At 64.7% G+C, this 25,114-nt stretch carries 25 protein-coding genes; 16 read left to right on the plus strand and 9 right to left on the minus strand.

From position 1 onward, the window contains the following. Positions 1-57 precede the first annotated feature (57 nt). The 4 genes from HU230_RS01785 to HU230_RS01800 all read left to right on the plus strand — a co-directional run bounded on the left by HU230_RS01785 (position 58) and on the right by HU230_RS01800 (position 4,142). Positions 58-1,098 (plus strand): DUF2778 domain-containing protein, encoded by a 1,041-nt coding sequence (locus HU230_RS01785; RefSeq protein ID WP_224942874.1) that lies wholly within the window; start codon positions 58-60, stop codon positions 1,096-1,098. Between the two features lie 246 nt (positions 1,099-1,344). Next, positions 1,345-2,394, plus strand: coding sequence for an aromatic ring-hydroxylating dioxygenase subunit alpha (locus HU230_RS01790; RefSeq protein WP_176533232.1), 1,050 nt, complete (start codon positions 1,345-1,347; stop codon positions 2,392-2,394). Positions 2,395-2,402: 8 nt separating this feature from the next. Further along, positions 2,403-3,149 carry a GntR family transcriptional regulator gene (locus tag HU230_RS01795; protein ID WP_173641149.1) on the plus strand — a complete coding sequence of 249 codons (747 nt, stop codon included), beginning with the start codon at positions 2,403-2,405 and terminating at the stop codon, positions 3,147-3,149. 12 nt (positions 3,150-3,161) lie between these two features. Next, positions 3,162-4,142, plus strand: coding sequence for a PDR/VanB family oxidoreductase (locus HU230_RS01800; protein ID WP_176533231.1), 981 nt, complete (start codon positions 3,162-3,164; stop codon positions 4,140-4,142). Between the two features lie 34 nt (positions 4,143-4,176). Here the strand turns inward: HU230_RS01800 and HU230_RS01805 are convergent, their stop codons facing one another. Next, complete coding sequence (locus HU230_RS01805; protein ID WP_176533230.1) at positions 4,177-6,138, minus strand: putative bifunctional diguanylate cyclase/phosphodiesterase; 1,962 nt, start codon at positions 6,136-6,138, stop codon at positions 4,177-4,179. Positions 6,139-6,405: 267 nt separating this feature from the next. On the opposite strand from HU230_RS01805, the gene HU230_RS01810 reads away from it, so the two are divergent. From HU230_RS01810 to HU230_RS01820, 3 genes are read left to right on the plus strand one after another with little or no spacing between them, the layout of a single operon-like run. Beyond that, positions 6,406-7,401, plus strand: a complete 996-nt coding sequence (locus HU230_RS01810) for a VOC family protein (protein ID WP_176533229.1) — start codon at positions 6,406-6,408, stop codon at positions 7,399-7,401. A 1-nt stretch (position 7,402) separates the two neighbouring features. Further along, complete coding sequence (gene mhpA, locus HU230_RS01815) at positions 7,403-9,004, plus strand: bifunctional 3-(3-hydroxy-phenyl)propionate/3-hydroxycinnamic acid hydroxylase MhpA (protein WP_176533228.1); 1,602 nt, start codon at positions 7,403-7,405, stop codon at positions 9,002-9,004. Positions 9,005-9,063: 59 nt separating this feature from the next. Further along, the gene (locus HU230_RS01820; RefSeq protein ID WP_176533227.1) at positions 9,064-10,677 is read left to right on the plus strand and encodes a GMC family oxidoreductase; all 1,614 of its coding nucleotides are present in this window, start codon (positions 9,064-9,066) and stop codon (positions 10,675-10,677) included. 179 nt (positions 10,678-10,856) lie between these two features. On the opposite strand, the gene hemE is transcribed toward HU230_RS01820, so the two are convergent. Beyond that, a complete protein-coding gene (gene hemE / locus HU230_RS01825; RefSeq protein WP_176533226.1) occupies positions 10,857-11,903 on the minus strand; it encodes a uroporphyrinogen decarboxylase in 1,047 nt (348 codons plus the stop codon). Positions 11,904-12,024: 121 nt separating this feature from the next. On the opposite strand from hemE, the gene HU230_RS01830 reads away from it, so the two are divergent. Beyond that, on the plus strand, positions 12,025-12,210 hold the full coding sequence (locus HU230_RS01830; protein WP_092124477.1) for a hypothetical protein: 186 nt from the start codon (positions 12,025-12,027) through the stop codon (positions 12,208-12,210). Between the two features lie 224 nt (positions 12,211-12,434). Here the strand turns inward: HU230_RS01830 and HU230_RS01835 are convergent, their stop codons facing one another. Genes HU230_RS01835 through HU230_RS01845 form a run of 3 tightly spaced genes read right to left on the minus strand, consistent with a single transcriptional unit; the run spans position 12,435 to position 14,868 of the window. Continuing rightward, entirely contained in the window at positions 12,435-12,725 is a 291-nt protein-coding gene (locus tag HU230_RS01835) for a hypothetical protein (RefSeq protein ID WP_224942877.1), read from the minus strand. 57 nt (positions 12,726-12,782) lie between these two features. Further along, positions 12,783-14,453 carry a pilus assembly protein TadG-related protein gene (locus HU230_RS01840; protein ID WP_176533225.1) on the minus strand — a complete coding sequence of 557 codons (1,671 nt, stop codon included), beginning with the start codon at positions 14,451-14,453 and terminating at the stop codon, positions 12,783-12,785. A gap of 1 nt (position 14,454) precedes the next feature. Beyond that, complete coding sequence (locus tag HU230_RS01845) at positions 14,455-14,868, minus strand: TadE/TadG family type IV pilus assembly protein (RefSeq protein ID WP_097672972.1); 414 nt, start codon at positions 14,866-14,868, stop codon at positions 14,455-14,457. A 398-nt stretch (positions 14,869-15,266) separates the two neighbouring features. Between HU230_RS01845 and HU230_RS01850 the strand changes: the two genes are divergently transcribed. Then, complete coding sequence (locus tag HU230_RS01850) at positions 15,267-16,154, plus strand: LysR family transcriptional regulator (protein ID WP_224924282.1); 888 nt, start codon at positions 15,267-15,269, stop codon at positions 16,152-16,154. Between the two features lie 28 nt (positions 16,155-16,182). Here HU230_RS01850 and HU230_RS01855 read toward each other — a convergent pair whose 3' ends face one another. Both HU230_RS01855 and trhO read right to left on the minus strand, forming a co-directional pair. After that, on the minus strand, positions 16,183-16,398 hold the full coding sequence (locus HU230_RS01855; RefSeq protein WP_176533224.1) for a SlyX family protein: 216 nt from the start codon (positions 16,396-16,398) through the stop codon (positions 16,183-16,185). Continuing rightward, on the minus strand, positions 16,391-17,143 hold the full coding sequence (gene trhO, locus HU230_RS01860) for an oxygen-dependent tRNA uridine(34) hydroxylase TrhO (protein ID WP_176533223.1): 753 nt from the start codon (positions 17,141-17,143) through the stop codon (positions 16,391-16,393). The genes HU230_RS01855 and trhO overlap by 8 nt, the downstream gene beginning before the upstream one ends. Positions 17,144-17,326: 183 nt before the next feature. On the opposite strand from trhO, the gene ggt reads away from it, so the two are divergent. The 5 genes from ggt (at position 17,327) to HU230_RS01880 (ending at position 21,732) form a co-directional block, all read left to right on the plus strand. After that, positions 17,327-18,913 carry a gamma-glutamyltransferase gene (gene ggt / locus HU230_RS01865; protein WP_176533222.1) on the plus strand — a complete coding sequence of 529 codons (1,587 nt, stop codon included), beginning with the start codon at positions 17,327-17,329 and terminating at the stop codon, positions 18,911-18,913. Between the two features lie 129 nt (positions 18,914-19,042). Next, complete coding sequence (locus HU230_RS43800) at positions 19,043-19,825, plus strand: NAD(P)/FAD-dependent oxidoreductase (RefSeq protein ID WP_338077341.1); 783 nt, start codon at positions 19,043-19,045, stop codon at positions 19,823-19,825. After that, entirely contained in the window at positions 19,707-20,156 is a 450-nt protein-coding gene (locus HU230_RS43805) for an NAD(P)/FAD-dependent oxidoreductase (protein ID WP_338077483.1), read from the plus strand. Before HU230_RS43800 ends, HU230_RS43805 begins: the two co-directional genes overlap by 119 nt. Before the next feature lie 64 nt (positions 20,157-20,220). Further along, positions 20,221-20,679: an FKBP-type peptidyl-prolyl cis-trans isomerase gene (locus HU230_RS01875; RefSeq protein WP_173641166.1), complete on the plus strand. Its 459-nt coding sequence runs from the start codon at positions 20,221-20,223 to the stop codon at positions 20,677-20,679. A gap of 45 nt (positions 20,680-20,724) precedes the next feature. Further along, positions 20,725-21,732: a D-2-hydroxyacid dehydrogenase family protein gene (locus tag HU230_RS01880; protein ID WP_176533221.1), complete on the plus strand. Its 1,008-nt coding sequence runs from the start codon at positions 20,725-20,727 to the stop codon at positions 21,730-21,732. A gap of 66 nt (positions 21,733-21,798) precedes the next feature. On the opposite strand, the gene HU230_RS01885 is transcribed toward HU230_RS01880, so the two are convergent. Then, a complete protein-coding gene (locus tag HU230_RS01885; protein ID WP_176533220.1) occupies positions 21,799-22,014 on the minus strand; it encodes a CsbD family protein in 216 nt (71 codons plus the stop codon). Positions 22,015-22,155: 141 nt separating this feature from the next. Here HU230_RS01885 and HU230_RS01890 point away from each other — a divergent pair, with 141 nt between their 5' ends. Both HU230_RS01890 and HU230_RS01895 read left to right on the plus strand, forming a co-directional pair. Further along, on the plus strand, positions 22,156-22,680 hold the full coding sequence (locus tag HU230_RS01890) for a cupin domain-containing protein (protein WP_176533219.1): 525 nt from the start codon (positions 22,156-22,158) through the stop codon (positions 22,678-22,680). Positions 22,681-22,734: 54 nt separating this feature from the next. Continuing rightward, positions 22,735-23,472: an enoyl-CoA hydratase/isomerase family protein gene (locus HU230_RS01895; RefSeq protein WP_176533218.1), complete on the plus strand. Its 738-nt coding sequence runs from the start codon at positions 22,735-22,737 to the stop codon at positions 23,470-23,472. A gap of 95 nt (positions 23,473-23,567) precedes the next feature. Here HU230_RS01895 and HU230_RS01900 read toward each other — a convergent pair whose 3' ends face one another. Next, positions 23,568-25,094, minus strand: coding sequence for an amidohydrolase family protein (locus HU230_RS01900; protein ID WP_176533217.1), 1,527 nt, complete (start codon positions 25,092-25,094; stop codon positions 23,568-23,570). Positions 25,095-25,114 lie beyond the last annotated feature (20 nt).

Raw genomic sequence — 25,114 nt, forward strand, 5'->3', positions numbered from 1 at the left:
GAGCGAACGGTGAATTCACGTGGGCCGGGTAACAGGCCCCAGAGCACCGACTTGGGGATGATGGGTCAACGTACGACGAAAGCAGCCGCGCGCAAGTCGAACCGCGGCGTGTCTCTGGTGGGCAGCACGGCGTTCGCCGTGAGCGCGCTCGTCCTGTCGTCTGGCCTTGCCGCCTGGATGGTCGGCATCGACCCTACCGCATGGCTGCATGGACCGGCACTCGCCAACACCACCGCCTCGCTGAATTTCGACGATCGCTTCGGCTCTCGCTCCACGATCAACACGGCTTCGCTCTATTATCCTCTGCGCCGCGGGTTCCGTTCGAGCCGCGGCGATTTCAATTCCGAGTTCGGTCAGATCGAGGACGCGCTGGCCGACCAGTTGCGTGACACCCAGACCGAACTGCCGGCCAGCCAGCCGGCGTCGGCATCCGTCGCGGCCACGACCACGACCGCAGCATCCGCCGTGCCGATGCCGCGATCGCGACCGGCCGAAGCCAATCTGCTTGCGCGCAACGATCAGCCGCTGCCGCCGCAGGCGCCGGTCCAGCAGGGCGACAACCGGACGTTCCTGCAGAAGATCGCCGACATGATGCCGGGCAAGCTGCAGCTTGCCTCGATCGATCCGAATGATGGCTTGTTGTCCGGCCCGAGCCCCAATCTCGGTGCGCTCGGTTATGACAGCACCACGGCGGTCTACGACATCAGCGGCCGCATCGTGTACATGCCCGACGGCACGAAGTTCGAAGCGCATTCGGGGCTCGGCAATCTGCTCGATGATCCGTCGCATGTGAACGCCCGCAACGCCGGTGCGACGCCGCCCGGCGTCTACGAGATGAAGCCCCGCGAGAAGCTGTTCCACGGCGTGCCTGCGCTGCGCATGACCCCGGTCGATGGCAGCGACACGTTCGGGCGTGTCGGCCTGCTCGTGCACAGCTACATGCTCGGGCCGAATGGCGACTCCAACGGCTGCATCTCGGTCAAGCACTACGACAAATTCCTGCAGGCCTATCGCAGCGGCACGATCAAGCGCATCGCCGTCGTGGTCAGCATCAAGGACGTCAAGTCGGCCTCGACCCGCGCGGCGTCGAACTCGTAAGCCGCACACCGGCGCGGCCGGTTCAGCGAATCCGTCAAATCCTCAGTGGTCTCCTCGCCTCCGGCGCGAAAGCGCCGGGCGATGCGCCGTTGGCGCGGTGGAATGCGCCGGCGGAGCTCCTTAGCTTCCGATATCGGATATCGGTATACACCTCTATCAGATAAAGGTATTAAAATACTGTTATTGCCTGAGTTGAAAAACTTATGTATACATTCGGTATCCGAGCCGAACCTGAGAGGGCGACCGATGCCAAGACCTTTTCCGATGAACGCGTGGTACGCGGCCGGCTGGGACGCCGAGATCAAGCACGCGCTGTTGCCGCGAACGATCTGCGGCAGGCATGTCGTGATGTACCGGAAGGGCGACGGCGAGGCCGTGGCGCTCGAGGATGCCTGCTGGCATCGCCTCGTGCCGCTGTCCAAGGGCAGGCTCGACGGCGATACCGTGGTCTGCGGCTATCACGGCCTGAAATACAATGCGCAGGGCCGCTGCACCTTCATGCCCTCGCAGGAGACGATCAATCCGTCGGCCTGCGTGCGCGCCTATCCGGTCGTCGAGCGCCATCGCTTCATCTGGCTCTGGATGGGCGATCCCGCGCTGGCCGATCCCGCGCTGGTGCCCGACATGCACTGGAATCACGATCCGGCATGGGCCGGCGACGGCAAGACCATTCACGTCAAATGCGAGTATCGCCTCGTGGTCGACAATCTGATGGACCTGACCCACGAGACCTTCGTGCACGGCTCGAGCATCGGCAATGATGCGGTCGCCGAAGCGCCGTTCGACGTCACCCATGGCGAGAAGACCGTGACCGTCACGCGCTGGATGAGGGGCATCGAGGCGCCGCCGTTCTGGGCCAAGCAGCTGCAGAAGCCGGGCCCGGTCGATCGCTGGCAGATCATCCGCTTCGAGGCGCCGTGCACCGTCAATATCGACGTCGGCGTCGCGCCGGCCGGGTCGGGCGCGCCGGAGGGCGATCGCTCGCAGGGCGTCAACGGCTATGTGCTCAACACCATCACGCCGGAGACCGAGAAGACCTGCCATTATTTCTGGGCCTTCGTCCGCAATCACCGCATCACCGAGCAGCGCCTGACGAGCGAAATCCGCGACGGCGTCGCCGGCATCTTCCACGAGGACGAGGTCATCCTGGAAGCGCAACAGCGCGCGATGGACGAGAATCCGGACCGCGTGTTCTACAATCTCAACATCGACGCCGGCGCGATGTGGGCGCGGCGCGTCATCGACCGCATGGTGGCGAAGGAAAATCCGTCACAGCAGTTGCAAGCGGCGGAGTAGGCCGAGCCATGGCGGAACGCGAAGCCGATCGCTCAGTATCGCACACCGTGCGGGCGCAGCTCGCGCTGCGCGACCTGGTTCTCTCCGGCCGGCTGCGGCCCGGCGAGCGCATCTCGGAGCTGCAGGCGGTCGAGATCACCGGGGTGTCGCGCACGCCGGTGCGGATGGCGCTGGTCCGGCTGGAGGAGGAGGGCCTGCTGGAGGCGATCCCGTCCGGCGGCTTCATGGTCAAGGCATTTTCCGAGCGCGACATCCTCGATTCGATCGAGCTGCGCGGCACGCTGGAGGGCCTTGCCGCGCGCTTTGCCGCCGAGCGCGGCGTCTCGTCGCGCGATCTCGAGCCGCTGAAGGAGTGCCTCAGCGAGATTGACGGCCTGGTGCGGCAGGATCCGATCTCCGTCGAAGCGTTTTCGTCCTATGTCGCGCTCAACGCACGCTTCCACGCACAGCTCACCGAGCTGTCGCGCAGTCCGCCGCTGATCCGGCAGATCGACCGCGCCTCGGCGCTGCCGTTCGCCTCGCCGAGCGGCTTCGTGATGGCGCAATCGGCCTTGCCCGAGGCGCGCCAGATCCTGCTGATCGCGCAGGACCATCATCGCGTCGTGGTCGACGCCATCGAGAACCGGGAGGGCGCGCGCGCCGAAGCGATCATGCGCGAGCATGCCCGGCTTGCGGCACGCAATCTGCGGCTGGCGCTGCGCAACCGCACCCACCTTGATCTGCTGCCGGCGCTGGCGCTGGTCACGGCCGGCTGAACGGAGCGCGCGATGCGATTCATTGAAACCTGGACGTCGGCCACGCTGCTGGCAACGCGCGACCTCACGCCCGGCATCCGCGAATTCCTGCTGCGGCCGGACAATTTCACCGGCGCGCCCTATCCCGTCGGCAGCCACATCGATGTCGGCGTCACCATCGAAGGCCAGCCGCAGACCCGGTCGTATTCGCTGGTCGGCGAAGTCGATCCGCAAGGTTATCGGATCGCGGTGCGGCACGCAGCGGATTCCCGCGGCGGCTCGCGCTATATGTGGTCGCTTGTGCCGGGGGCGCGGCTCACCGTCACGCTGCCGACCTCGCTGGTGCAGCTCGACTGGACGCGGCGGCATTTCTGCCTGATCGCGGGTGGCGTCGGCATCACGCCGATCGTCGGTGCGGCGCAGGCGCTGGTCCGCCGCGATGCCGGCGTCACCTTGGACTATGCCGTGCGCACGCGCGGCGATGCGGCGTATCTCGACACGCTCGAGCGCCTGCTCGGCGACCGCATCACCGTCCATGCCGCCGACGAGGGCAGACGGCTCGACCTCGACGGCGTCTTCGCAAGGCTGCCGCAGGATACGATGACGTTGTTCTGCGGCCCGATGCGGATGCTGGACGCCGCGCGGCGCGCCTGGGAAGCGTCAGGCCGCCCGATCACCGATCTGCGCTACGAGACCTTTGGATCGAGCGGATTGCTGCCGACCGAGGCGTTCCGCGTGCGGCTCAGGGGTGAGGGGACCGAGTTCGTGATCCCGCGCGACCGCTCGATGCTGGACGTGCTCAACGAAGCCGGCCATGAGGTGATGAGCGACTGCCGGCGCGGCGAATGCGGTGTCTGCGCGCTTGACGTGGTCGATGTCGATGGCGAAATCGACCATCGCGACGTCTTCTTCAGCGATCACCAGAAGCAGGAGAGCCGCAAGATCTGCGCGTGCGTCTCGCGGGCCCGCGGCACCATCACGGTCGACACCTTGCATCGCGCCGACGCGCCGTGATGTGCCCGACTGGTGCGCGGGCGTTCGATCAGCGCTACGCCGCGTGCACCGAACGCTGCGGATCGTGATCGAGCAGCGCGGAGATCTCGCTGCCCGACATCGGCCGGCCGATCAAATAGCCCTGCACCTCGTCGCAACTGGTCTGGCGCAGATATTCGAGCTGATCCGCGGTCTCGACGCCTTCGGCCACGACGCCGATCTGCAGGTCCTGCGCGAGGCCGATCACCGATTTGACGATCGCGGCGCAATCCGGCTGGGTCAGCATGTCCCGGATGAAGGATTGATCGATCTTGATGCGGCTGAACGGCAACTTGCGCAGATAGGTCAGCGACGAGAAGCCGGTGCCGAAATCGTCGAGCGCGACCGTCAGGCCGAGCTCGAGCAGCCCGTTCAGGATCGCCGGCGCCGAGCCGTATTTCGAGATCAGCATTGATTCGGTGATTTCGATCTCCAGCCGGTTCGGCGCGACATTCGCCTCGGCAAGCGCCTCGACGATCGTCTGCAGAATGCCGACGTTCTGGAACTGGACCGCGGAGAAATTCACCGCGATCCTGATGTCGTCCGGCCAGCGCGACAGCATCGCGCAGGCGCGGCGGATTACCCACTCGCCGAGCTGGTGGATCAGTCCGCTCTCCTCGGCGATCGGAATGAAGACGCTTGGCGGGATCAGGCCACGTGTCGGATGCTGCCAGCGTAGCAGCGCCTCGAAGCCGGTGACGCGGCCTTTGCGGATGTCGAGGAACGGCTGGTAGACGAGAAACAGCTGGTCCGCCTCGATGGCCTGCTCCAGGTCGCGCTGCAGGGCGCGGCGGTCGCGCGCCGACTGGTCGTCGCTGGCTTCGAAGAAGCGGATCGTGCCGGGACCGGATTTCTTCGCCCGGTAGAGCGCGATGTCGACATGCTTGAGCAGATCGTGGGAGGTGTTGCCGTCCCGCGGCGCGAGCACGATGCCGATGCTGATCGCGCTGGTGATCTCGAACCCGTCGATCGGGAATGGATCGGCAAAGGCCGCGACGAACCGTTCGGCGATTGCGAGCGCGTCGTCGGGCCGCGTCAAATTGGACATGATCAGCGCGAACTCGTCGCCGCCGATCCGCGCGACATGCTCGGCCGCGCGCGTGCAGCGCTGCAACCGGGCCGCAAGCTGCACCAGGAGCTCGTCGCCTGCCGGATGGCCGAACCTGTCGTTGATCTCCTTGAAGCGATCGAGATCGAGCAGCAGCACGGCGAATTCCTCGCCCGAGCGCTCCAGCCGGCTCAGCGCACCATTGAGCGCCTCGTTGAAGGCGACGCGGTTCGGCAGATGCGTCAACGGATCCTGCCGCACCGTTCGTTCGGCCTCGTGCTGGGCGATGATGCGGCGCCTGAACTCGAATGCATTGACGAACACGCCGCGCAGCAGCACGGAGCCGTAGACCAGGACGAGCACGACCATCAGCAGATAGACGAAGTCGCCGTCCCTGCCGAGGCAGATCGCGGTGCCGACGAAGATCGGCCCGGTGAACGCAATGGCGGCGATCGGGATGGTGGAGAATGCGAAGGCGCCGCCAGCCAGCATGCCGGCGCAAAGACAGGTGATCACCAATTGCGCGCCGCTCGATGCGTTCGCGAAGAATGCGACCGGGACGACGCCCCAGGCGGCGCCGAGCGCCAGCGCATTGCGCACCAGCCGGTACATGGTTCGGCGCGACACGAATTGCGGCTTGGCGATGCGGCGCGATGCGCGCACCTGCATGCCGAAGAACAGCGCCGCGCTGCTCACGGCAGCGGCCCACACCAGCGCGAAGGCCCAATCCGGCGATTGCCACAGCGCAACCGCGAGCACCAGCGCGTTGCAGGCGTTGGCCAGCATGATGCCGAAGGAATAGCCGAGCACGAGCGAAACCTGCTCGGCGCGGATGTGGCCGGCAAGCGCTTCGTCCGTCGGTGGTGCGCCGAAGGCCGCGAGGTCACCCGCGAACAGGGCCGCGAAATTTGATCTGAGATCGATACGCATCTCACTACGTTGCCTGCATGGTCTGGCCATCGCGCGGTGCCGAAGAATTCTCTGCAAACCTTTGACAAACTATGAACTATTGGAACGGACCGTGCCACGGCGGGCGCCCGCTTCGGTTTCATCGGGAGGCATTGCTAACAAATCGATACAAATGCGTGATGTGTCGTCACGGACCGGCAGAGATTGCCCAGCGCCACGCTGCTTGATCGCCCGCCGGTTTTTCGCAATGAGTTGGGTTCCCGCGACCGGCAAAACCGGAAGGTGCGCATGAGCTTGCCGATCACGAACCACGATCCCGGGTTTCGGATCACGCGGGCCAGCCACGTGGTCCTGACCGTCCGCGACCTCGCGGCAACCCGGCAGTTCTACGAAAACGTGATCGGGCTGATCCTGACTGCGGAGGAGGGCGATGCGCTTTATTTCCGCGGCGTCGAGGAGGCCTGTCATCACAGCCTTGTGTTGCGCAAGAGCGAGAGCGCCGTCTGCGCGCGGCTCGGCTTGCGGGTGTTCCAGGACGCTGACCTTGACCGGCTCAAGGGCTTCTTCGAAGCGCATGGATGCCGGACTGCCTGGGCCGAGGTGCCGCACCAGGGCCGCACGCTGCAGGCGACCGATCCGGCCGGCACGCCGCTGGAGTTCTGCGCGACCATGCCGGTCGAGCCGCGCATGATCACCCGGTTCACCCGCCATGCCGGCGGCTCGGCGCTGCGGCTCGATCATTATCAGGTGCTGACGCCCGACGTGCGTAAGGCGTGCGAGTTCTTCACCGCGGCCGGCTTCCGGCTGAGCGAGTATATCGCGCCCGCCGGCACGTTCGATCTGCGCGGCGTGTTCCTGCAGCGCAAGGGCAACCCGCACGACATCGTGTTCTTCAACGGCGCGGGACCGCGGCTGCATCATTTCGCGTTCCTCGCGCCCGAGGTCCATCATCTGCTGAACGCATGCGATCTCGCCGGCGAGCTGGGCTATGGCGCGGCGGTTGAACGCGGACCCGGGCGGCACGGGCCGGGCCATGCGATGTATGTCTATATGCGCGATCCCGACGGGCACCGCGTCGAACTGTTCAATACGCACTACCAGATCATGGACATCGAGAACGAGCCGATCGGCTGGGATCCGTCCGACCACAAGATCTCGTTTCCATGGGGACTGCCGGCGCGGCGGGCCTGGTTCGAGGAGGCAACGCCGTTCGAAGGTGTCGCGATCAGCGAGCCGCAGGTGAAGCCGAAGCCATTGACGCTCGAGAGTTACCTCGCGAAGTAGCATGTCGATGTCCCTCGCGAACCCCGGGCATGGTCCGATGTATGACGTGGCAATCGTCGGCCTCGGGCCGGTTGGTGCCATCTTCGCCAATCTGCTCGCGAAAGCCGGCTTGAGCGTCGCCGTCGTCGAGCGCACTGCCGACATCTACGACAAGCCGCGCGCGATCACGCTCGATCACGAGGCGCTGCGCGTGCTGCAGGCGATAGGGCTCGCCGATTTCATGGAGCAGGCGATCGCCCCGCATAACGGCTCGCATTATCTCGGCGTCGACGGCGAGATCATCAAGATCTTCGACCCGATGCCGCCGCCGTATCCGCTCGGCTGGATTCCGAATGTGACTTTCGTGCAGCCGGATGTCGAGCAGGCGCTGCGCGACAAGCTTGCCGAATATCCGCAGGCCGACGTTTTCCTCGCAACGGCCGCCGTGACGCTCGAGCAGGACGAGCGCGCGGTGACGTTGACGGCGCGGCGCGAGCAAGGTGAGGAGTTCCTGATCCGCGCGCGCTATCTGGTCGGCTGCGACGGCGCCAACAGCTTCGTGCGCAAGCAGCTCGGCATTGGCCTGGACGACCTTGCCTTCGATGAATGGTGGATGGTGGTGGACACGCTGACCAGCGACCCCGCCAAGCGGCCGGCCAGGAGTTTTCAATATTGCTGGCCGTCGCGTCCCGGCACCTTCGTGCCGGGGCCGCGCAATCTGCGGCGCTGGGAGATCAAGCTGTTGCCCGGCGAGGATCCCGAGGCGGCCGGCGCACCCGACAACGTTGTGAAGCTGCTGAAGGGCTTCACCGACATTTCCGACCTCACGATCTGGCGCTCGGCGGTCTATCGCTTCCACGCCTTGCTCGGCCAGCGCTGGCGCGACGGCCGTGTGCTCCTGATGGGCGATGCCGTGCACCAGACGCCGCCGTTCCTCGGCCAGGGGCTGTGCGCCGGCATCCGCGATGCCGTGAACCTGGCCTGGAAGCTGAGGCTGGTTCTCCGTGGCGATGCCGGCGAGACGCTGCTCGACGCTTACGAGATCGAGCGCAAGCCGCATGTCCGCGCCGTCGTCGCCAGCGCCAAGGAGTTCGGCAAGATCATCGGCGAACTCGATCCGGAGGCTGCCGCCGAACGCGACGTCCGGCTGCGCGCCGACCTGAAGGCCGGCAAGGCCGAAACCATCAGGCAGAAATTCATCCCCGATCTCGTCTCCGGTCTGATCGCGCGCGATGCTGTTCTGGCCGGGCGGCTGTTCGTGCAGCCGCATGTGCGCGCGCCGGATGGGTGGACGTGCCGGCTCGACGATCTGCTGAGGCCGGAATTTGCGATCGTGACGTCGGCGGCAGAGCCGATGGCGTGGCTGTCGGACGCGTCCCGCGCCGCCTGGCAGCATCTTGGCGGCGAGCGCGTCGTCGTTAGCACATCGGGTGAAAGCGCCGATGCCAATGGTATTCTGAGCGTGGTCGAGCGCGACGGGCTGTTCGCCGACTGGATGCGGCAACATGGCGCCGCCGCGGTCATCGTGCGGCCCGACCGCTACGTCTTCGGTGCCGCCGGCAGCGCCGACGAGCTCAATATGCTCGTCGGGCAACTGCTCCAGAACCTCAGCGCAGCGCGCTAGTCTTTTCAAGCCGCCGCTTTGTCTGTACCACCGGAAGAAAGAAATTCCGGGGGAAACCAGTGAACAGGAATAATGATGCGGCCGAATTCGATTACGTCATCGTCGGCGCGGGCTCGGCCGGCTGCGTGCTCGCCAACCGCCTGAGCGCCGACGGCAAGCATTCGGTGCTGCTGCTCGAGGCCGGGCCGAAGGACACCAACATCTGGATCCATGTCCCGCTCGGCTACGGCAAGCTGTTCAAGGAAAAATCCGTCAACTGGATGTACCAGACCGAGCCTGAGCCCGGCCTGAACGGGCGGCAGGTGTTCCAGCCGCGCGGCAAGGTACTCGGCGGCTCCAGCTCGATCAACGGGCTGCTCTATGTGCGCGGCCAGCACGAGGACTATGACCGCTGGCGGCAGCGCGGCAATGCCGGCTGGGGCTATGACGACGTCTTGCCCTATTTCAGGAAGGCGGAGGATCAGCAGCGCGGCGGCGACAAATATCACGGCGCGGGCGGTCCGCTGCCGGTGTCGGACTGGCGGCACCACGATCCGCTGTCGGAAGCTTTCGTGCATGCCGCGGCCGAGGTCGGCATCCCGACCAATCCGGATTTCAACGGCGCGACCCAGGAGGGCGCGGGCTTCTTCCAGACCACGACGCGGCGCGGCCGGCGCGCCAGCACGGCGCGGTCCTATCTGCGGCCGGCGCTGACGCGTGGCAATCTGCATGTCGAGACGTCGGCGCTGGCGCAGCGCGTCCTGTTCGACGGCAAGCGCGCGAGCGGCGTCGCGTACAGGCAGAATGGACAGTTGCGCACGGCCAAGGCGCGCAAGGAAGTTCTGGTGTCGAGCGGCGCGTACAATTCGCCGCAATTGCTGCAGCTCTCCGGCGTCGGCCCTGCCGATCTGTTGAAGCAGCACGGCATCGAGGTTCTGCTCGATGCGCCCGGCGTGGGCAACGACCTGCAGGATCACATGCAGGTGCGCATCGTCACGCGCTGCGCCCAGACTGTCACGCTCAACGACGTCATCAACAATCCGGTGCGCCGCGTCATGGCCGGCCTGCGCTACGCGGCGTTGCGCAAGGGGCCACTGACGATTGCCGCCGGCACGTCGGGGGCGTTCTTCAAGACCAGTCCGCGGCTGGCGTCGCCCGACATCCAGATCCACTTCCTGCCGTTCTCGACCGACAAGATGGGCGAGAAGCTGCATCCGTTCTCGGGCTTCACGGCTTCGGTCTGCCAGCTGCGCCCGGAGAGCCGCGGCTCGCTGAAGATCAGGAGCGCGGACCCGAGCGTGCCACCGGAAATCCGCATCAACTATCTGGCGACCGAGACCGATCGCCGCGCCTTCATCGACGGCATCCGCATCCTGCGCAAGATCCTGGCCGCGCCGGCGCTGAAATCATACTCGGTCGGGGAGGTCGATCCCGGCGCCAAGGTGGTGAGCGACGACGATTTGCTCGATTTCTGCCGCCGCACCGGCAGCACCGTCTATCATCCAACCTCGACCTGCCGGATGGGCAACGATGCGCTCGCGGTCGTCGACCAGCGGCTCAAGGTGCGCGGTGTCGAGGGTCTGCGCGTGGTCGATGCGTCCGTGATGCCGGATCTGATGTCGGGCAATACCAACGCGCCGACGATCATGATCGCGGAGAAGGCGTCAGACATGATTTTGGAGGATGCAAGGTAGGTCCGCCCATGTTCAATCCGTCACCCTGAGGAGCGCGTAGCGCGTCTCGAAGGGTCGACGGCCCCGATGTGTCGGCGCGCGGCCTTTTTCACTCGTGGCCAGAGCCGGGCCGTCGACCCTTCGAGACGACCGCTGCGCGGTCTCCTCAGGGTGACGGCGATAGAGTGGGCTACTGGATTTCACCCCTTGTACGCGCGGACCCGTGCGACCATCTGCTCGACATGGGCGATCGGTGTCTCCTGCAGGATGCCGTGGCCGAGATTGAAGATCAGCCGGCCGCTGCCGAAGTTCTCCAGCACATCGTCCACCGCGCGGTCGAGCGCGGCGCCGCCGGCAATCAGGGCCAGCGGATCGAGATTGCCTTGCACGGCGACGCGGCTCTGCACGCGCTCGCGGATCATCGACGGCTCGGCCGCCCAATCGATCGAGACGGCATCGACGCCGGTTTGCTCGACATAGGCCGGCAGCATGCCCGCCGCGCCGCGCGGAAAGCCGATGATCCGGGCACCGGGGACCTGCTTGCGCACCCCGGCAACGATGCGCTGGGTCGGCTCGATCGACCAGCGGGCGAATTCGCGTGGCGGCAGCACGCCGGCCCAGGTGTCGAAGATCTGCAGGCAGTCGGCGCCGGCCTTGAGCTGGCCGACGAGGTAGTGGATCGAGTTCTCGACCAGGACGTCGATGATCTTGGCGAAGGCGTCCGGATGGCGGTAGGCGAGCATCCGTGCGGGCGCCTGGTCCGGCGTGCCCTGTCCGGCCACCATGTAGGTCGCAACCGTCCATGGCGCGCCGCAGAAGCCGATTAGCGTAATGTTTGGCGCAAGCTCGCGCCGGACGCGGCGCAGCGCCTCAAACACCGGTTCGAGCTTGTCGAAATTGGCCTCAGTGGCCAGCGTCGCGATCTCGCCGGGCGTTGCCAGCGGATCGAGCCGCGGCCCTTCGCCGGCCTCGAAACGCACCGAACGGCCGAGCGCGTAGGGGATCACCAGGATGTCGGAGAAGATGATCGCGGCGTCGAAGTTGAACCTGCGGATCGGCTGTAGCGTGATCTCGGTGGCGAATTCGGGCGTGAAGCAGAGATCGAGGAAGCCACCGGCCCTGGCGCGCAGCTCGCGATATTCCGGCAGATAGCGGCCGGCCTGCCGCATCATCCAGAGCGGCGGCACGGCTTGCCGGTGGCCCGACAGGAGGTCGATGAGCGGTTTTGTGGTGGGATCCTGGGGCACGCGAAAGTTCCTGATCAAGGTCCAAATTTGGCCCCTGATACACGCTGCGGCGCAATGGGCCAAGGTGGTTCTGGAACCCTGGTTTGTGCAGGGGCGTTGTCCCCCGGAATGGAGGGACGACATGGCCGAGAAATTCGATCCTGCCGCGCATGACAAGCACGCCGAGAAGCCGCACGAGGCACGGGCTGCCGACCGCAAGGCGCGCTCCCGGTTGAAGGAGGGGCTGGAGGATACCTTCCCGGCCTCCGATCCGGTCAGTGCCACGCAGCCCGCGCCGTCGAAGCACGACGGCAATCGGGACAATTAGCTGGACTATCCCGGCGATCGCTAACCACGATGCGAAGTGAGTTCAGCCGTGCGACGAACGGCTCACCGCGCAGCGGTGGTTCGAAGGGCACCGCGCGCTTGGCGTGGAGCGCAATCGTCGCGGCAGGAATCGCCGCGATACCGTGGCTGACGCTGGATGCGTGACACGTTCGCCGGCGGCCTCGATGCGCGAAGCCGCCCGCATATCGTGATGGTCTGGACCGGCTAGACCGGACCGCCTTCGGGGCGCTGCACCCGGCCAAATTCGAAGGTCACGCCGAGCCGGCGCTCCAGGCGCCAGGCCAGAACGCAGTGCCGCCGGATCGGTTCGCTCTCGATCTCGAGATCGAACGCGAACGGAATTGCGACATCGCTTTCCACGGCCAGCCCCGCACCGCCGGTCGAGATGTTGAGCACAAGACATCCGATGCCGGTGTTGCGGTAGAAGATCGTTCCGCGCTTCATCAGGACGGTTCGCTGGCTGTCGATCTTGTATCTTTTTATTGTTGTACTCACGCCAGTCTCCTACCCCGATGTGATGCCCGTCGCGCGATCGTTTCCCCGGAGAACGCCCTAGTTCACCAGCACCGCGCCGTCGCAGCGGATGCCGAGTACCCAGACGTCGACCTGGCCGAGCCCGATGCCGAGCGTCGAGAGCAGGGATGCCAGCACCTGATCGATCGAACTCGTCACGGCGTTGAGGATGCTCATGACCAGCGCGCCCAAGCCCGGGATCGGAAGCCCAAGCGGGCCGACATTGATGGTGAGCGAGAGGTCGCCCAGCAGACTTGATGTGAGCGAGGTGAGGAAGTTGGTGGTCGTCACGGTCTTCTTCGTCCCCGACTGGACGTCGCTGTAGCTGAAATTGACGTTGGTCGGCGTGGTATTGCCCATGCCGACATGGGCGAGGCCGGTGACGGTGATGAGGCCAAGATTGACCAGCAGCGCCGGCGGCGGATTGGGCTTGGTCGTGAAGTTGGTCATGTCGGCAACCGTGACGTTGCCGATCCAGGCGTCGACGATCCCCGGCGTCACGCCGATCGTGACCTGCGAGGTGTTGATGTTCGGATGGCCGCAGGACACCGCGTTGAGCGTCGCGGTGCCCGAGGCGACCTCGACATAGACCGGGAGGTTGATCGCGGAAACGCTGCCGGAGCCGAGCACATTGATGGTCGCCAGGATCCTGGTCTGCGCAGTGTGGACGCTCACGCCCTGGGTGCCCATCGCGATCCAACTCGAGCCGACCGGGCGCTCGCCGACCGTCGCGATCACGGACACGTTGGCGATACCGGGCAGCCCGAGATTGACCGAGGTTGCGATCTGATGGCTGCCGTTGGCGATCTGCGCCACCGTGTTGATGAGGTCGAAGACCGAGACGCTGGCGCCGACCTTCGGTTTCTGGCCCACCGTCAGGTTGGCGAAGGGACCGAGATCGATCAGGGTGCCCGGCGAAATCTTGGTCGAGGAGCCGGTGACAGCCTGGGAGATCGTCGACAGTGCGGTCGTCGCCGCGCCCGCGCCGTTGGTGATCTGCTGTGTGGTCAGCGCGGCCGCCATGATATCGCCGACCTTGAAATTGCTGCTCAGGAGGTCGCTATAGGTGACGCCGGTCAGGTTGACCCGGGTTGCCAGCGCCGACAGGAAGTCCAGGGCGTCGATCTTGGCGCTGATCAGCGAATTGTAGTCCATCACCGAGAGCGACAGCGTCGTGCCGAGCATGGAGCCGAGCAGCGCGTTGAGCACGCCGCCATTGACCGAAAGCAGCCGCGAGCCAATCTCGAACGAGGCCATTTCGGTCGACGTCGCGGTGGCGGTCGTCGTGATGTTGAAGCTGCTCGCGCCGGTCAGATAGCGCGCGAAGTAGAGCGGGGTCTTGGTCGTCAACGTGACGCGCGCGGCGTTCGGAATGCCGACCGCCGGGGTCACGAAGCGGGCCTGCGGCGCGACGGCGCTGTTTGCGGTGTAGGTCCCCGTCTCGACCTTGACCAGCGCGCTGGCCGGATAGTTGTTCTGCGTCACCGTCGCGGAGGCGGCGTTGACCGGATTGCTCAAATTGGCGGCAGCGACGATTGCGGCGAGGTCGGCGGTGCTCTGGGTCTTGCGCCGGTCGGCGAAGATCGTGCCGAGATCGATGGCAAGCCCGGCGCACCCGATCAGGAGCGTCATCAGGCCGGCCGAGATCATCGCGAAGTTTCCTCGTTCGTCGGCGCCGAAATGCCGCATCAGCATGAGGATGTCGCTCATGCTAGAATCCTCCGTACTGGATCGCCGCGGAGCGGACGATGGTGCTCGCCGGAGCGGGAACGAAAGGCAGCTTGTAGATGAAGTTGCCGGCCGCGTTGTAGTTGACCGTCACGACGTAGACGTTGGCGTTCAATGGGGACGGTGCGGCATTGACGGTGAGATTGCTGGCTACGAGCAGCGGATAGGTCGATGCGTTGGCGGTGACGTAGCTCGTTGCGAGGCTGTTGCGTTCGGTGTCGGTCATTCCGGCGATCGACGAGCGCGCCGCTTCGGCGGCGAGTTGCTGGACGCCATGCACCATCGCGAGATACGAACCGAATACAATGATGCCGAAAATGAAGGCAAGAAACAGCGGCAGCATCAGCGCAAATTCGACAGCAGAAGCGCCGCTTCGACAACGAAAGAACCTGGTCATGGCACACCTCGAAACGCAATCCAGGGCGCCACGTTGCGAGGCTTTGATTAAGGAAAACTATGAAAACGCTTCCGCGAATCAGTGACGTCAATTCGGATGAATGGCAGCGTTCAAATTTATTGGGTGGACGGCACTTTATGGGGCGATCAGAATCTTTGATGCCGTGTCCGCAGAAATCCGAGGTCCGATGGTGTCGAGGTGCTGTGTGCGCGTGCAGATGTAGTCGTCCGACACCGTAGCACTACGGGGCAATGCACGTAACAATACATAAGGCCTGCAATTACAATAGCATCGCGGCAAATTGGAACTAAACGAAAGTGCAACCAAATGTTAGTATAGCTGAATCACATACTATGGAGATCGTAATTGCGTCCCGCGCTGAGATTGGAGGGCTCGCGATGCACAGACCACGTCAGCATTTGAATATTCCGACAGAGATTGTTCGCACCGTCGTTGCGATTGCAGAGACCGGAAGTCTATCGAAGGCCGGGGAGCGTCTCGGCCTCAGTCAGCCGGCGATCAGTTCGCAGGTCAAGCGACTGCAGAGCCTGGTTGGCGGCGCGCTCTTCGTCAGAACGGCGAACGGCACCACGACGACGGAGCTCGGCAAGGTCGCCGTGCAGCAGGCAAGGCGAATCCTCGAAGCAAACGACCAACTGCTTCGGCTCGGCGGCAATCACGAAGGACCGCAGCCGTTGCGGCTCGGAATGAGCACGATGCTCGCCGAGGAATTCCTCAAGCTGCATCCGGCCGACGCACTCGCCGACGTGCTGGTTCACGCCGACATGTCGCCGATCGTCATCAGAGGATTGATCGACGGCTACATCGACATCGCCTTCGTCTACAGCAACCCTTCGCTGGAGAACGAACACGAGGTGACGATCGCCGCCGAGGCCGAAGAGCGTTCGGTTTGGGTACGATCACGCGATTTTGTTCTGCGGCCGGGCGCCCCGATCCCGATCCTGGCGTGGCCGGGTGACGACTGGATGATCCGGACGCTCACCAAGCACAACATCTCGTACAAGATCGTGTTCAGGAGCCCGAACCATCAGCTGCGGCTCGAAGCCGCACGGGCCGGATACGGCCTGACGGCGTGCCCCGAGCGGATGATGCCGTCCTCGCTGATCTCGGCGAAGGACTATTATCTGCCGGAGCTTCCGTTGCAGAAGCGCCTGCTGTGTGTTCGCCCTGGCCTCGAGGGGAGCCGCGCGACGGCAATGGTGCAGCGGTTGTCCAGCCTGTTCTTCAGCGGCGCGAAGCCGATGCGTCAGGTGAGCAACATGTAATCCGATCGCCGGGCTCCGGCGGCGCCGATCAGTAGTGCGGTGGGCGCTCGTTGGCGGGGCCCGGCGCTTGGCGTTCGGCCTCCCGAAGCCGGTCGCGCAGCTCGGCGAGCTGGTGCGTCAGCGCGTCGATCTGCTTCCATTGTGCCGTGATGGTCTGGTTCAGCGTCTCGATGGCTTCGTCCTGGTAGGTCAGGCGGACCTCCAGCGCATCGATCCGTTCGCTCAGCTTGGCCGCGTCATTCATGCACGGCGTCCTCGTGCCCACGTTCACGCAGGCCGTGGCCGAGCGCGACCCGTTCGTCGAACACAAAGCAGTCGCCGCGCCAGCGGCTGTCCTGCGGCGGCGTTTCCTCGAGATATTTCAGGATGCCGCCCTTGAGGTGATAGACCTCGCTGAAGCCTTGCGCGAGCAGATAGGCGCTCGCCTTCTCGCAGCGGATGCCGCCGGTGCAGAACATTGCAATCCTGCGGTGCTTCGCGGGATCGAGGTGCCGCGCGGCAAATTCCTTGAATTGTCCGAAGCTCGCGATCCTGGGATCGACCGCGCCTTCGAAACTGCCCATCGCGACCTCGAACGCGTTGCGGGTGTCGAGCACCATGATGTCGGGCGAGGCGATGAGTTCGTTCCAGTCGCCGGCGTCGACATAGGTGCCGACCTGCCGCGTCGGGTCGACCGTGGTGTCGCCGAGCGTCACGATCTCCTTCTTCAGCCGCACCTTGAGTCGCTGGAACGGCACCTGCGCGGCTTCGGAGAATTTCAGCTCGAGATTGTCGAGGCGGCCGCCGAACAGCGGCCCGTGCCTGAGCTCAGCGACGAAACCATCGATGGCTTCGTCGCTGCCGGCGATGGTGCCGTTAATGCCCTCATGTGCGAGCAGTACGCTGCCCTTGAGATCAAGCCCGGTGCAGAGCGCGCGCAGCGGCTCGCGCAATGCGCGGAAGTCGGGCAGCGCGGCGAACTGGTAGAAGGCGGCGACCTTGAGGGGCATGGCCGGGGTTTATCAGGCCAGCCAGAGCTGCGAAACCCCGCAAAGCCATGCATTATCGGGATAATTCCTCTGGCATACCATGCATTGCCCTGCCGGGGACGAATGTGCCATGTACTTCGTATCCCCTTGGCATCCACCCGCCGCAGCAGCATCAGACCATCACGATCAAGCGAGCTCTCCGTTATGAGGAATTTCCACTTCGCCGGCCGTTCCACGGTCCACGCCCAGAACGCGATGGTTGCAACGTCGCATCCGGAAGCGGCGCTGGTGGCCATCGACGTGATGCGCGCGGGCGGCACCGCCGCCGACGCTGCGGTTGCGGCCTGTGCGCTGCTCGGCGTCATCGAGCCGCAATCGACCGGCATCGGCGGCGACTGCTTTGCGCTGATCCAGCCGAAGGGCGAGGGCAAGATCACGGCCTATAACGGCAGCGGCCGGGCGCCGATGGCCGCCACCGCCGAGTGGTATCTCGAACGCAAGATCCATTCGGTGCCGCTGACCTCGGCGCATGCCGTCAGCATTCCCGGCGCGATCGACGCCTGGGACGTGATCCTCAGGGATCACGGCAAGTTCGGCTTCGACCGGCTGCTGCAGCCCGCGATCAGGGCCGCCGAGGAGGGCTATGTCGTCGCTCCGCGCATCGCCTTCGACTGGAAGAACGGCTTCGAGAAGCTGAAGAACGGCACCAACACCGAGCGCTACCTGCTGCCGCATGGCAAGCCAGCGGTCGCCGGCGACGTGATCCGGCAGCCCGAGCTCGGCAAGACGTTGCGCGCCATCGCGCAAAAGGGTCGCGACGCCTTCTATAGCGGCGAGATCGCCGCCGACATGGTTGACACGCTGCGCGGTATCGGCGGACTGCATACGCTGGAGGACTTTGCGGCGCATTCGACCGAGACGACCTCGCCGATCGGCACGATGTACAAGGGCTATGACGTCTGGCAGTGCCCGCCGAACGGCCCCGGCATCACCATGTTGGTCATGCTCAACATCCTGTCGCGCTTCGACCTGACCAAGTTCAAGCCGCTCAGCATCGAGCGTTTCCACCTCGAGGCCGAGGCGGCGCGCATCGCCTACATGATGCGCGAGCAGTACATCGGCGATCCCCAGCACGCCCATGTCGATGTCGCCGGCATTCTCTCGAGGGAGTTTGCCGACGAGCACGTCAAGAACATCCGGATGGACCGGCTGCTCGAACTGCCGAACGTGTCGCCGCCGATGAATCCCTCGACCGTCTACATCACGGTGGTCGACAAGGACCGCAACGTCTGCTCCTTCATCAACTCGATCGCGCATTCGTTCGGCTCGGCGATCGTCTCCAACAAGACCGGCGTCCTGTTGCAGAACCGCGCCGGCGGCTTCCGCATCCAGCCCGGCCATCCGAACTGCATCGCGCCGGGCAAGCGTCCACTGCACACTATCATCCCGGCGCTGGCCACCAGGAACGGCCGCGCGGTGATGCCGTATGGCGTCATGGGCGGGCAGTATCAGCCGGTCGGCCAGACCCGCGTGCTGACCAACATGCTCGACTATGGCTGCGACATTCAGGAGGCGATCGACATGCCGCGCGGCCTGCATTACGAGGGCGTCTACCAGGTCGAGGACAGCGTGCCGGCGCAGATCGTCGAAGGCCTGAAGAAGATCGGCCACAAGACCACCAGCGTGGTCGCGCCGCTCGGCGGCGGCCAGGGCATCTGGATCGATTGGGAGAAGGGCACGCTGACCGGCGGCTCCGATCCGCGCAAGGACGGCTGCGCGCTCGGCTACTGAATGTCGCAGGCAGCAGGGCCGGATTTGCGTTGAGGAACAAGCTGTTCTCGCAGGGATTGGTGCTGGAAGCCCTTTCCCGCGAGGCCCGCCATCAGCTCCCTCGATTCAGATGATACTGACCAGGCCGATTTGCGCGGCGGCGTCTCGCCGTGGTTTGCCGCCGCAACGCCACCACCGTATCCTACACTGTCGGAAAATCTCGGCTGCGATGCGCTTATCGTTGGCGCCGGCATCACCGGCTCGCTGGTCGCCGAGCGCCTGACCCGTCAGGGGCTGGACGTCGTCATTGTTGATCGAGAGCGCCCCGGCCGGGGCAGCACGGCAGCCAGCACCGCGATGTTGTTGTGGGAGATCGACCGTCCGCTTGTCGAACTGACCGCGATGTATGGTTTCGATCGGGCTGCGCGTGCCTATCAGGCTAGCCTCGATGCCGTGACCGGTCTGATCTCGCTGGTTCGTGAGCACAAGCTGCCCGGAGAGATCAGAAAGAAGCGCTCGCTCTATCTGGCGGCCGGCAGCTCCGTAACCGGGTTACTCGATGAGCATCGGCTCCGCCGCCGCGCCGGCCTGTCCGGCGACTTCCTCGATCATGGACAATTGCTCGAGAGCTACCGGATAGCGCGCGCAGGCGCGATCGTCTCGCCCGGCGCGGCGGATGCGGATCCGCTCCAACTTGCCCGCGGGCTGCTCCACCTCGCACTCGCGCGCGGTGCGCGGCAGTTCGATGCGGAGGCCATAGCGTTCGATCCGGCGGGCGAAGCGGTGACCGTGGGATTCGATAATGGTCGTGAAATTGCCGCGAAGGCCGCAGAACGTCTGGAAGGATGGCGCGCTGATCTGGGAGAACGCCAAGGATTATCTTTACGCCCGGACGACGCCGGCGGGCCGTATCATCATCGGTGGCGAGGATAGTGATGAGATCATCGCGCCCGATGCCCGCGACCGCCTGATCCCGGAGAAGGCGAGCCGGCTCGTGCAACGTCTCGCCGCGCTCTGGCCGTTCGCCGCAACGGAGATCGAATATCGCTGGGCCGGGACGTTCGACACCACCAGCGACGGTCTGCCGCTGATCGGTCCGGTGCCCGGCGCGAAGCGCGTCTATGCGGCGTATGGCTATGGCGGCAACGGCATCACCTTTTCCTATCTGGCGGCGCAACTGATCGGCGATCTCATCGCAGGCGGCAGCTCGCCGTTGCTCGACGATTTTGCGCTGGACCGCGATGACGGCATGGCCGGTCACTGAAAAAGCGGCTAGGGATTTCGCCCGCGCTGGGCTAGAGACGGCCGTCCTTCACGAGAGGTGCAAGATGCGATCTTCCCGACGCACGATCATCACGACTGCGTTCGCCGGACTTGCGGCGGCAGTCTCCACGTCCGTTGCCGGCAGGACGGCAATGGCCCAAACCGCAGGAAAGCCCATGACCACAGCTTCAGGCCTTCAGATCATCGACAGCAAGGTCGGCACCGGCGCCTCGCCGAAGACCGGCCAGACCTGCGTCATGCACTATACCGGCTGGCTCTACGAAAACGGCCAGAAGGGCAAGAAGTTCGACTCCTCGGTCGACCGCAACGAGCCGTTTGAGTTTCCGATCGGCCAGGGCCACGTGATCAAGGGCTGGGACGAGGGTGTCGCCACCATGAAGGTCGGCGGCAAGCGCACGCTGATCATCCCGCCGAACCTCGGCTATGGCGCGCGCGGCGCCGGTGGGGTGATCCCGCCGAATGCCACGCTGATGTTCGACGTCGAACTGCTTGGCGTAAAATAACCGGATGGCCGTCAAGTAACCGGCCCGTAACAAGAGGGCGCAGCGATGAAGATTTCGATCCTCGATGATTATTTCGACACGCTGCGGACCCTCGATTGCTTCCACAAGCTCGACGGCTACGACGTCACGATCTGGAACGATCATGTCCAGGACGTCGATGCGCTCGCCGAACGGCTGCGCGACACCGACGCGCTGGTGCTGATCCGCGAACGCACCCAGATCCGCACCCCGCTGCTCGAACGGCTGCCGAAGTTGAAGCTGATCAGCCAGCGCAGCGTCTATCCGCATATCGACATCGACACCTGCACGCGGCTCGGCATCATCGTGTCGTCGGGCCAGCATGCCGATACGCCGTCCTATGCCACTGCCGAGTTCACCTGGGGCTTGATCCTCGCCGCGATGCGCGCGATCCCGCAACAGATGGCGGCGCTGAAGGCTGGCAAATGGCAGATCGGCGTCGGCCATACGTTGCGCGGCAAGACGCTCGGCATCTACGGCTATGGGCGCATCGGCGCGGTGGTCGCGGGCTATGGCAGGGCGTTCGGTATGAACGTGCTGGTCTGGGCGCGCGAGGCGGCGCTGGCGAAGGCGCGCGCCGACGGCTATGAGACCGCCGCCAGCAAGGCCGATTTCTTTGCCCGCTGCGACGTGCTGTCGCTCCATATGCGGCTGGTCGACGCAACGCGCGGCATCGTCAAGGCGGAAGACCTCGCGCGAATGAAAGACACCGCGCTGATCGTCAACACCAGCCGCGCGCCGCTGATCGAGCCCGGCGCGCTGGTCAACGCGCTGCGCGCCGGCCGGCCCGGCATGGCCGCGGTCGATGTCTACGAGAAGGAGCCGCTGCGCGACACCGCCGACCCGCTGCTCAACATGGACAATGTGGTCTGCACGCCGCATCTCGGCTACGTCTCGCGCGACGAATACGAGATTCAGTTCACCGACATTTTCGATCAGATACTGGCCTACGCAGCCGGTACGCCGACGAATGTGGTCAATCCGGATGTGCTGGCACATCCGGATGTGCTGGCACGTCCGCGCCCGCGTGGCTGATTGATCGCGGTATGAAAAGGACCGGCCGAATGGACCGGTCCTTCTCAAAAGCTGATCACCGGCAAATCAGAGCTTCTTGTTCGCTGCGGCCGCGGCCCTGTTCACGGCGTCCTTGGCGACCTCCTTGGCGTCGCCGAGCGCCTTCTGGCCCTTGCCCTTGGCTTCCTGGATCGCGCCTTCGCCCTGCATCTGCTCGGATCCGGTGGCCTCGCCGATCTTCTGCTTGGCCTTGCCCATCGCCTCGTTGGCGGTACCCTTGATCTTGTCGGTGGTGCTACCCATTGGCCTATTCCTCCAAATACATTGAAACTTCGCAAGGGCAACGTGCGGCAGCGCCTGAACGTTCCGATTTTCCGCTCGCCTGCGCGTCAGCTTTTCGGTAGCGTTCCACGCACGAAAACTTGACCAACGAAAGCAAGAACGATGAGCGGTTCCCACGATCACACCCATTCCCACGACCACGATCATCACCATCACGACGACGAGCGCTGGAAGCACGACGGCGTCCGGGTGATTCCGGGTAACCAGCTCGATCCGAATGTGCCGTCGACCGCCGGCATGGATCGCAAGGCCGCGATCAATTTCGCCCGGGTCGGCGCGCAGAAATTGTGGGCAGGTACCGTCAGCATCAAGCCGGACGCCAAGACCGGTGCGCATCATCACGGCCATCTCGAAAGCATCATCTATGTCGTGAAGGGCAAGGCGCGGATGCGCTGGGGCGAGAAGCTGCAGTTCACCGCCGAAGCCGGTCCGGGCGATTTCATCTTCGTGCCGCCCTATGTGCCGCACCAGGAGATCAACGCCAGTTCCGACGAGGTGCTGGAATGCGTGCTGGTGCGTTCCGACGGCGAGGCGGTCGCGATCAATCTCGACATCGAGCCGGTCGAGAAGCCGGAGAATGTGCTCTGGGTCGATCCGGTGCACCGGCATCCCGACGAGAAGAAATAACGTCGCGGCGCGGCCGCGACGGAAGACAATAACAACAAAAGCAGGGAGGCCAGCATGACGCTCGTTCGTTACGAGAGCGCCGACCATGTCGCGACCATCACGATGGCACGCAGCGAGAAGCACAACGCGCTCAACAACGCGTTGTGTACCGAGCTGCGTGACGCCTGGCTGCGGTTTCGGGACAGCGACGATCGTGTCGCGGTGCTGGCTTCGGCGAAGGAAAAGTACTTCTCAGTCGGCGCCGATGTTGGTGATCTCCCCGCCAACATGTGGCACGCCGTGCCCGGCCTCGGCGTCGAGCTGGACAAGCCGGTGATTGCCGCGACATCCGGCTGGGTCGTGGGTGGCGCCTTCGTGCTGGTCCAGATGGCCGATCTGTGTGTGGCGTCGGAGACGACACGCTTCATCTACCCGGAGGGAAAGATCGGCACCACCGCGGGCGGCGTCTCATCGGTGATGGCGCGGATGCCGCACAAGATCGCGATGGAGTTTCTGCTGGTTGGCGACGAGATGTCGGCGGAACGCGCCTTCCAGATCGGTTTCGTCAACAAGGTCACGCCGAAAGGTCAGCACCTCGCGCTGGCGCAGGAGATGGCTGCGAAGATCGCCTGCAATGCACCGCTGGTGGTCCGCGCGCTGAAGAAGCTCGCCCGCGAGGCGATGCCGAAGGGACCTCTTGAAACAGTCGCCGACGCGCGGCGGTTGCTCGATGAGGTCAGGGACAGCGAGGATCTCAAGGAAGGCGTGAAGGCCTTCGCCGAGAAGCGCAAGCCGAAGTTCACGGGGAAGTAGCCCCGTCATTGCGAGGAGCGAAGCGACGAAGCAATCCATCCGATGCGCGGCGCGATGGATTGCTTCGCTTCGCTCGCAATGACGGCGTCTGAAGACTACGCAAACACCCGGTGATCGATCGTCCCGTTCGGCACGACATAGCCGTAACGCGTATTCGACGGCTCGGCGCCGGCCTTCTCATACTGCGCCTTCATCATCGAGAAGCGGTCGCCCTTGATGTCGAGCATCGCGCGCTTCGGCTGGATGTTGTAGAGCCGGGCATTGTTGTCGCCGAAGATCGCCGTCTTCACCGGTCCGTCGGCGGGCCCAAGCGGTGCGTAGCCGAACTTCTTCTGCATCACTTCGGGGATTTCCAGCCGCCGCAGGCCCTCGATCTGCCATTGCGGCGCGCCGGTCCACAGCGCGTCGGTACCCCAGCAGACGTGGTCGACGCCGAGGCCCTTGATCAGGGTGCCCATCAGCGCAGCGCAGACATTGGGCTCGGCGACCAGCGTGGTCGCGAACAATTGCCCGACATCGCCATAGACATTGTTGACGCCGTATTGCGCCGGGATGTCGGCGAGGTCGGAGGTCCAGGCGATCCGGCCGGTGCGCTCGAACTCGGCCAGCGCGACCTTGGGATCGCCGCCGACATGGCGATAGGCCGAGTGATAGATCACGAAGTTGAGCTGCGGCCAGTCCTTGGCCGCCTGGCCGACATCGGCAACGTCGGCGAAGCCGCGCAAATTTGGATACTGCTTCTCGATCCCGGGTGGAAACAGTCCCTTGTGGACGCAGACATTCTTGATGCCCGCCTTCACCATCTTCTCATAGCCCTTGTAGGCGACCTTCTCGTCGTCCAGCCGCCACGGATAGCGGCTGATCTCCTTGTGGGTGTTGTCGCCGATCGTGTAGCCCTTGCAGGATTCCGGCCTCAAGGCCAGCGCAGCATCGAGCTTGTCGAGCCAGCCGGGCTGCCCGGGCGTGAAGATCGCGTGACAGAACACGCGGCGCGAGCCGGCTTCGTCGTTCATCTTCTTGCGCGCATCGGCCATCTGCTCGTTGGTCAGGAACCAGTCCTGCTCGATATCCGACGGCGCCGAGGAGATCAGCGCGATCTTGGTGTCGGAATCGAGAAACATCTCCTTCTTGTAGTTGTTGAACTTCAGATCCTCGATGGTCTGCTCGTGATCGTTGAGTTCCTTGTTCCAGCCGGCCTTGCCGACCGCCTTGCGCATTTCCACGAAGCCCATGATGCGGGTGTCGTCGCGCAGGAAATGCGTGTGCATGTCCATGATGAACTGGTCTTTCAATCCGTTGGCGCGCTCTTGCGCCATCGAAGGCGTTGCGGCCTCAGCCGGCGTCACGTCGAACAGCGGGCCATAGACCTGGTTCATCGCGACAAAGGAAGCGGCCATGCCGGCCGCGGTCTGGAAGAACCGGCGGCGGTCGAGGCCCTGCTTGCCGCCGAGATCGTCGGCCATCGCCAGCAGACGTGCCTCGACCTCGCGCTGCCGTTCGTTCTGCGGGTCGGGATAGAACTCGTCGCTGGAGACGATCTGGGTCGGGATCGGCGTCTGGTACTGGCACAGTTCGGAGGGCATCAAGGCGGCAAGTTCTTCGTCGGTGAGATTGCTGCTCATTCTTCGCTCCCGCATCTCGC

Origin of the sequence: Bradyrhizobium quebecense (genome assembly GCF_013373795.3) — a bacterium.
Taxonomy (GTDB): domain Bacteria; phylum Pseudomonadota; class Alphaproteobacteria; order Rhizobiales; family Xanthobacteraceae; genus Bradyrhizobium; species Bradyrhizobium quebecense.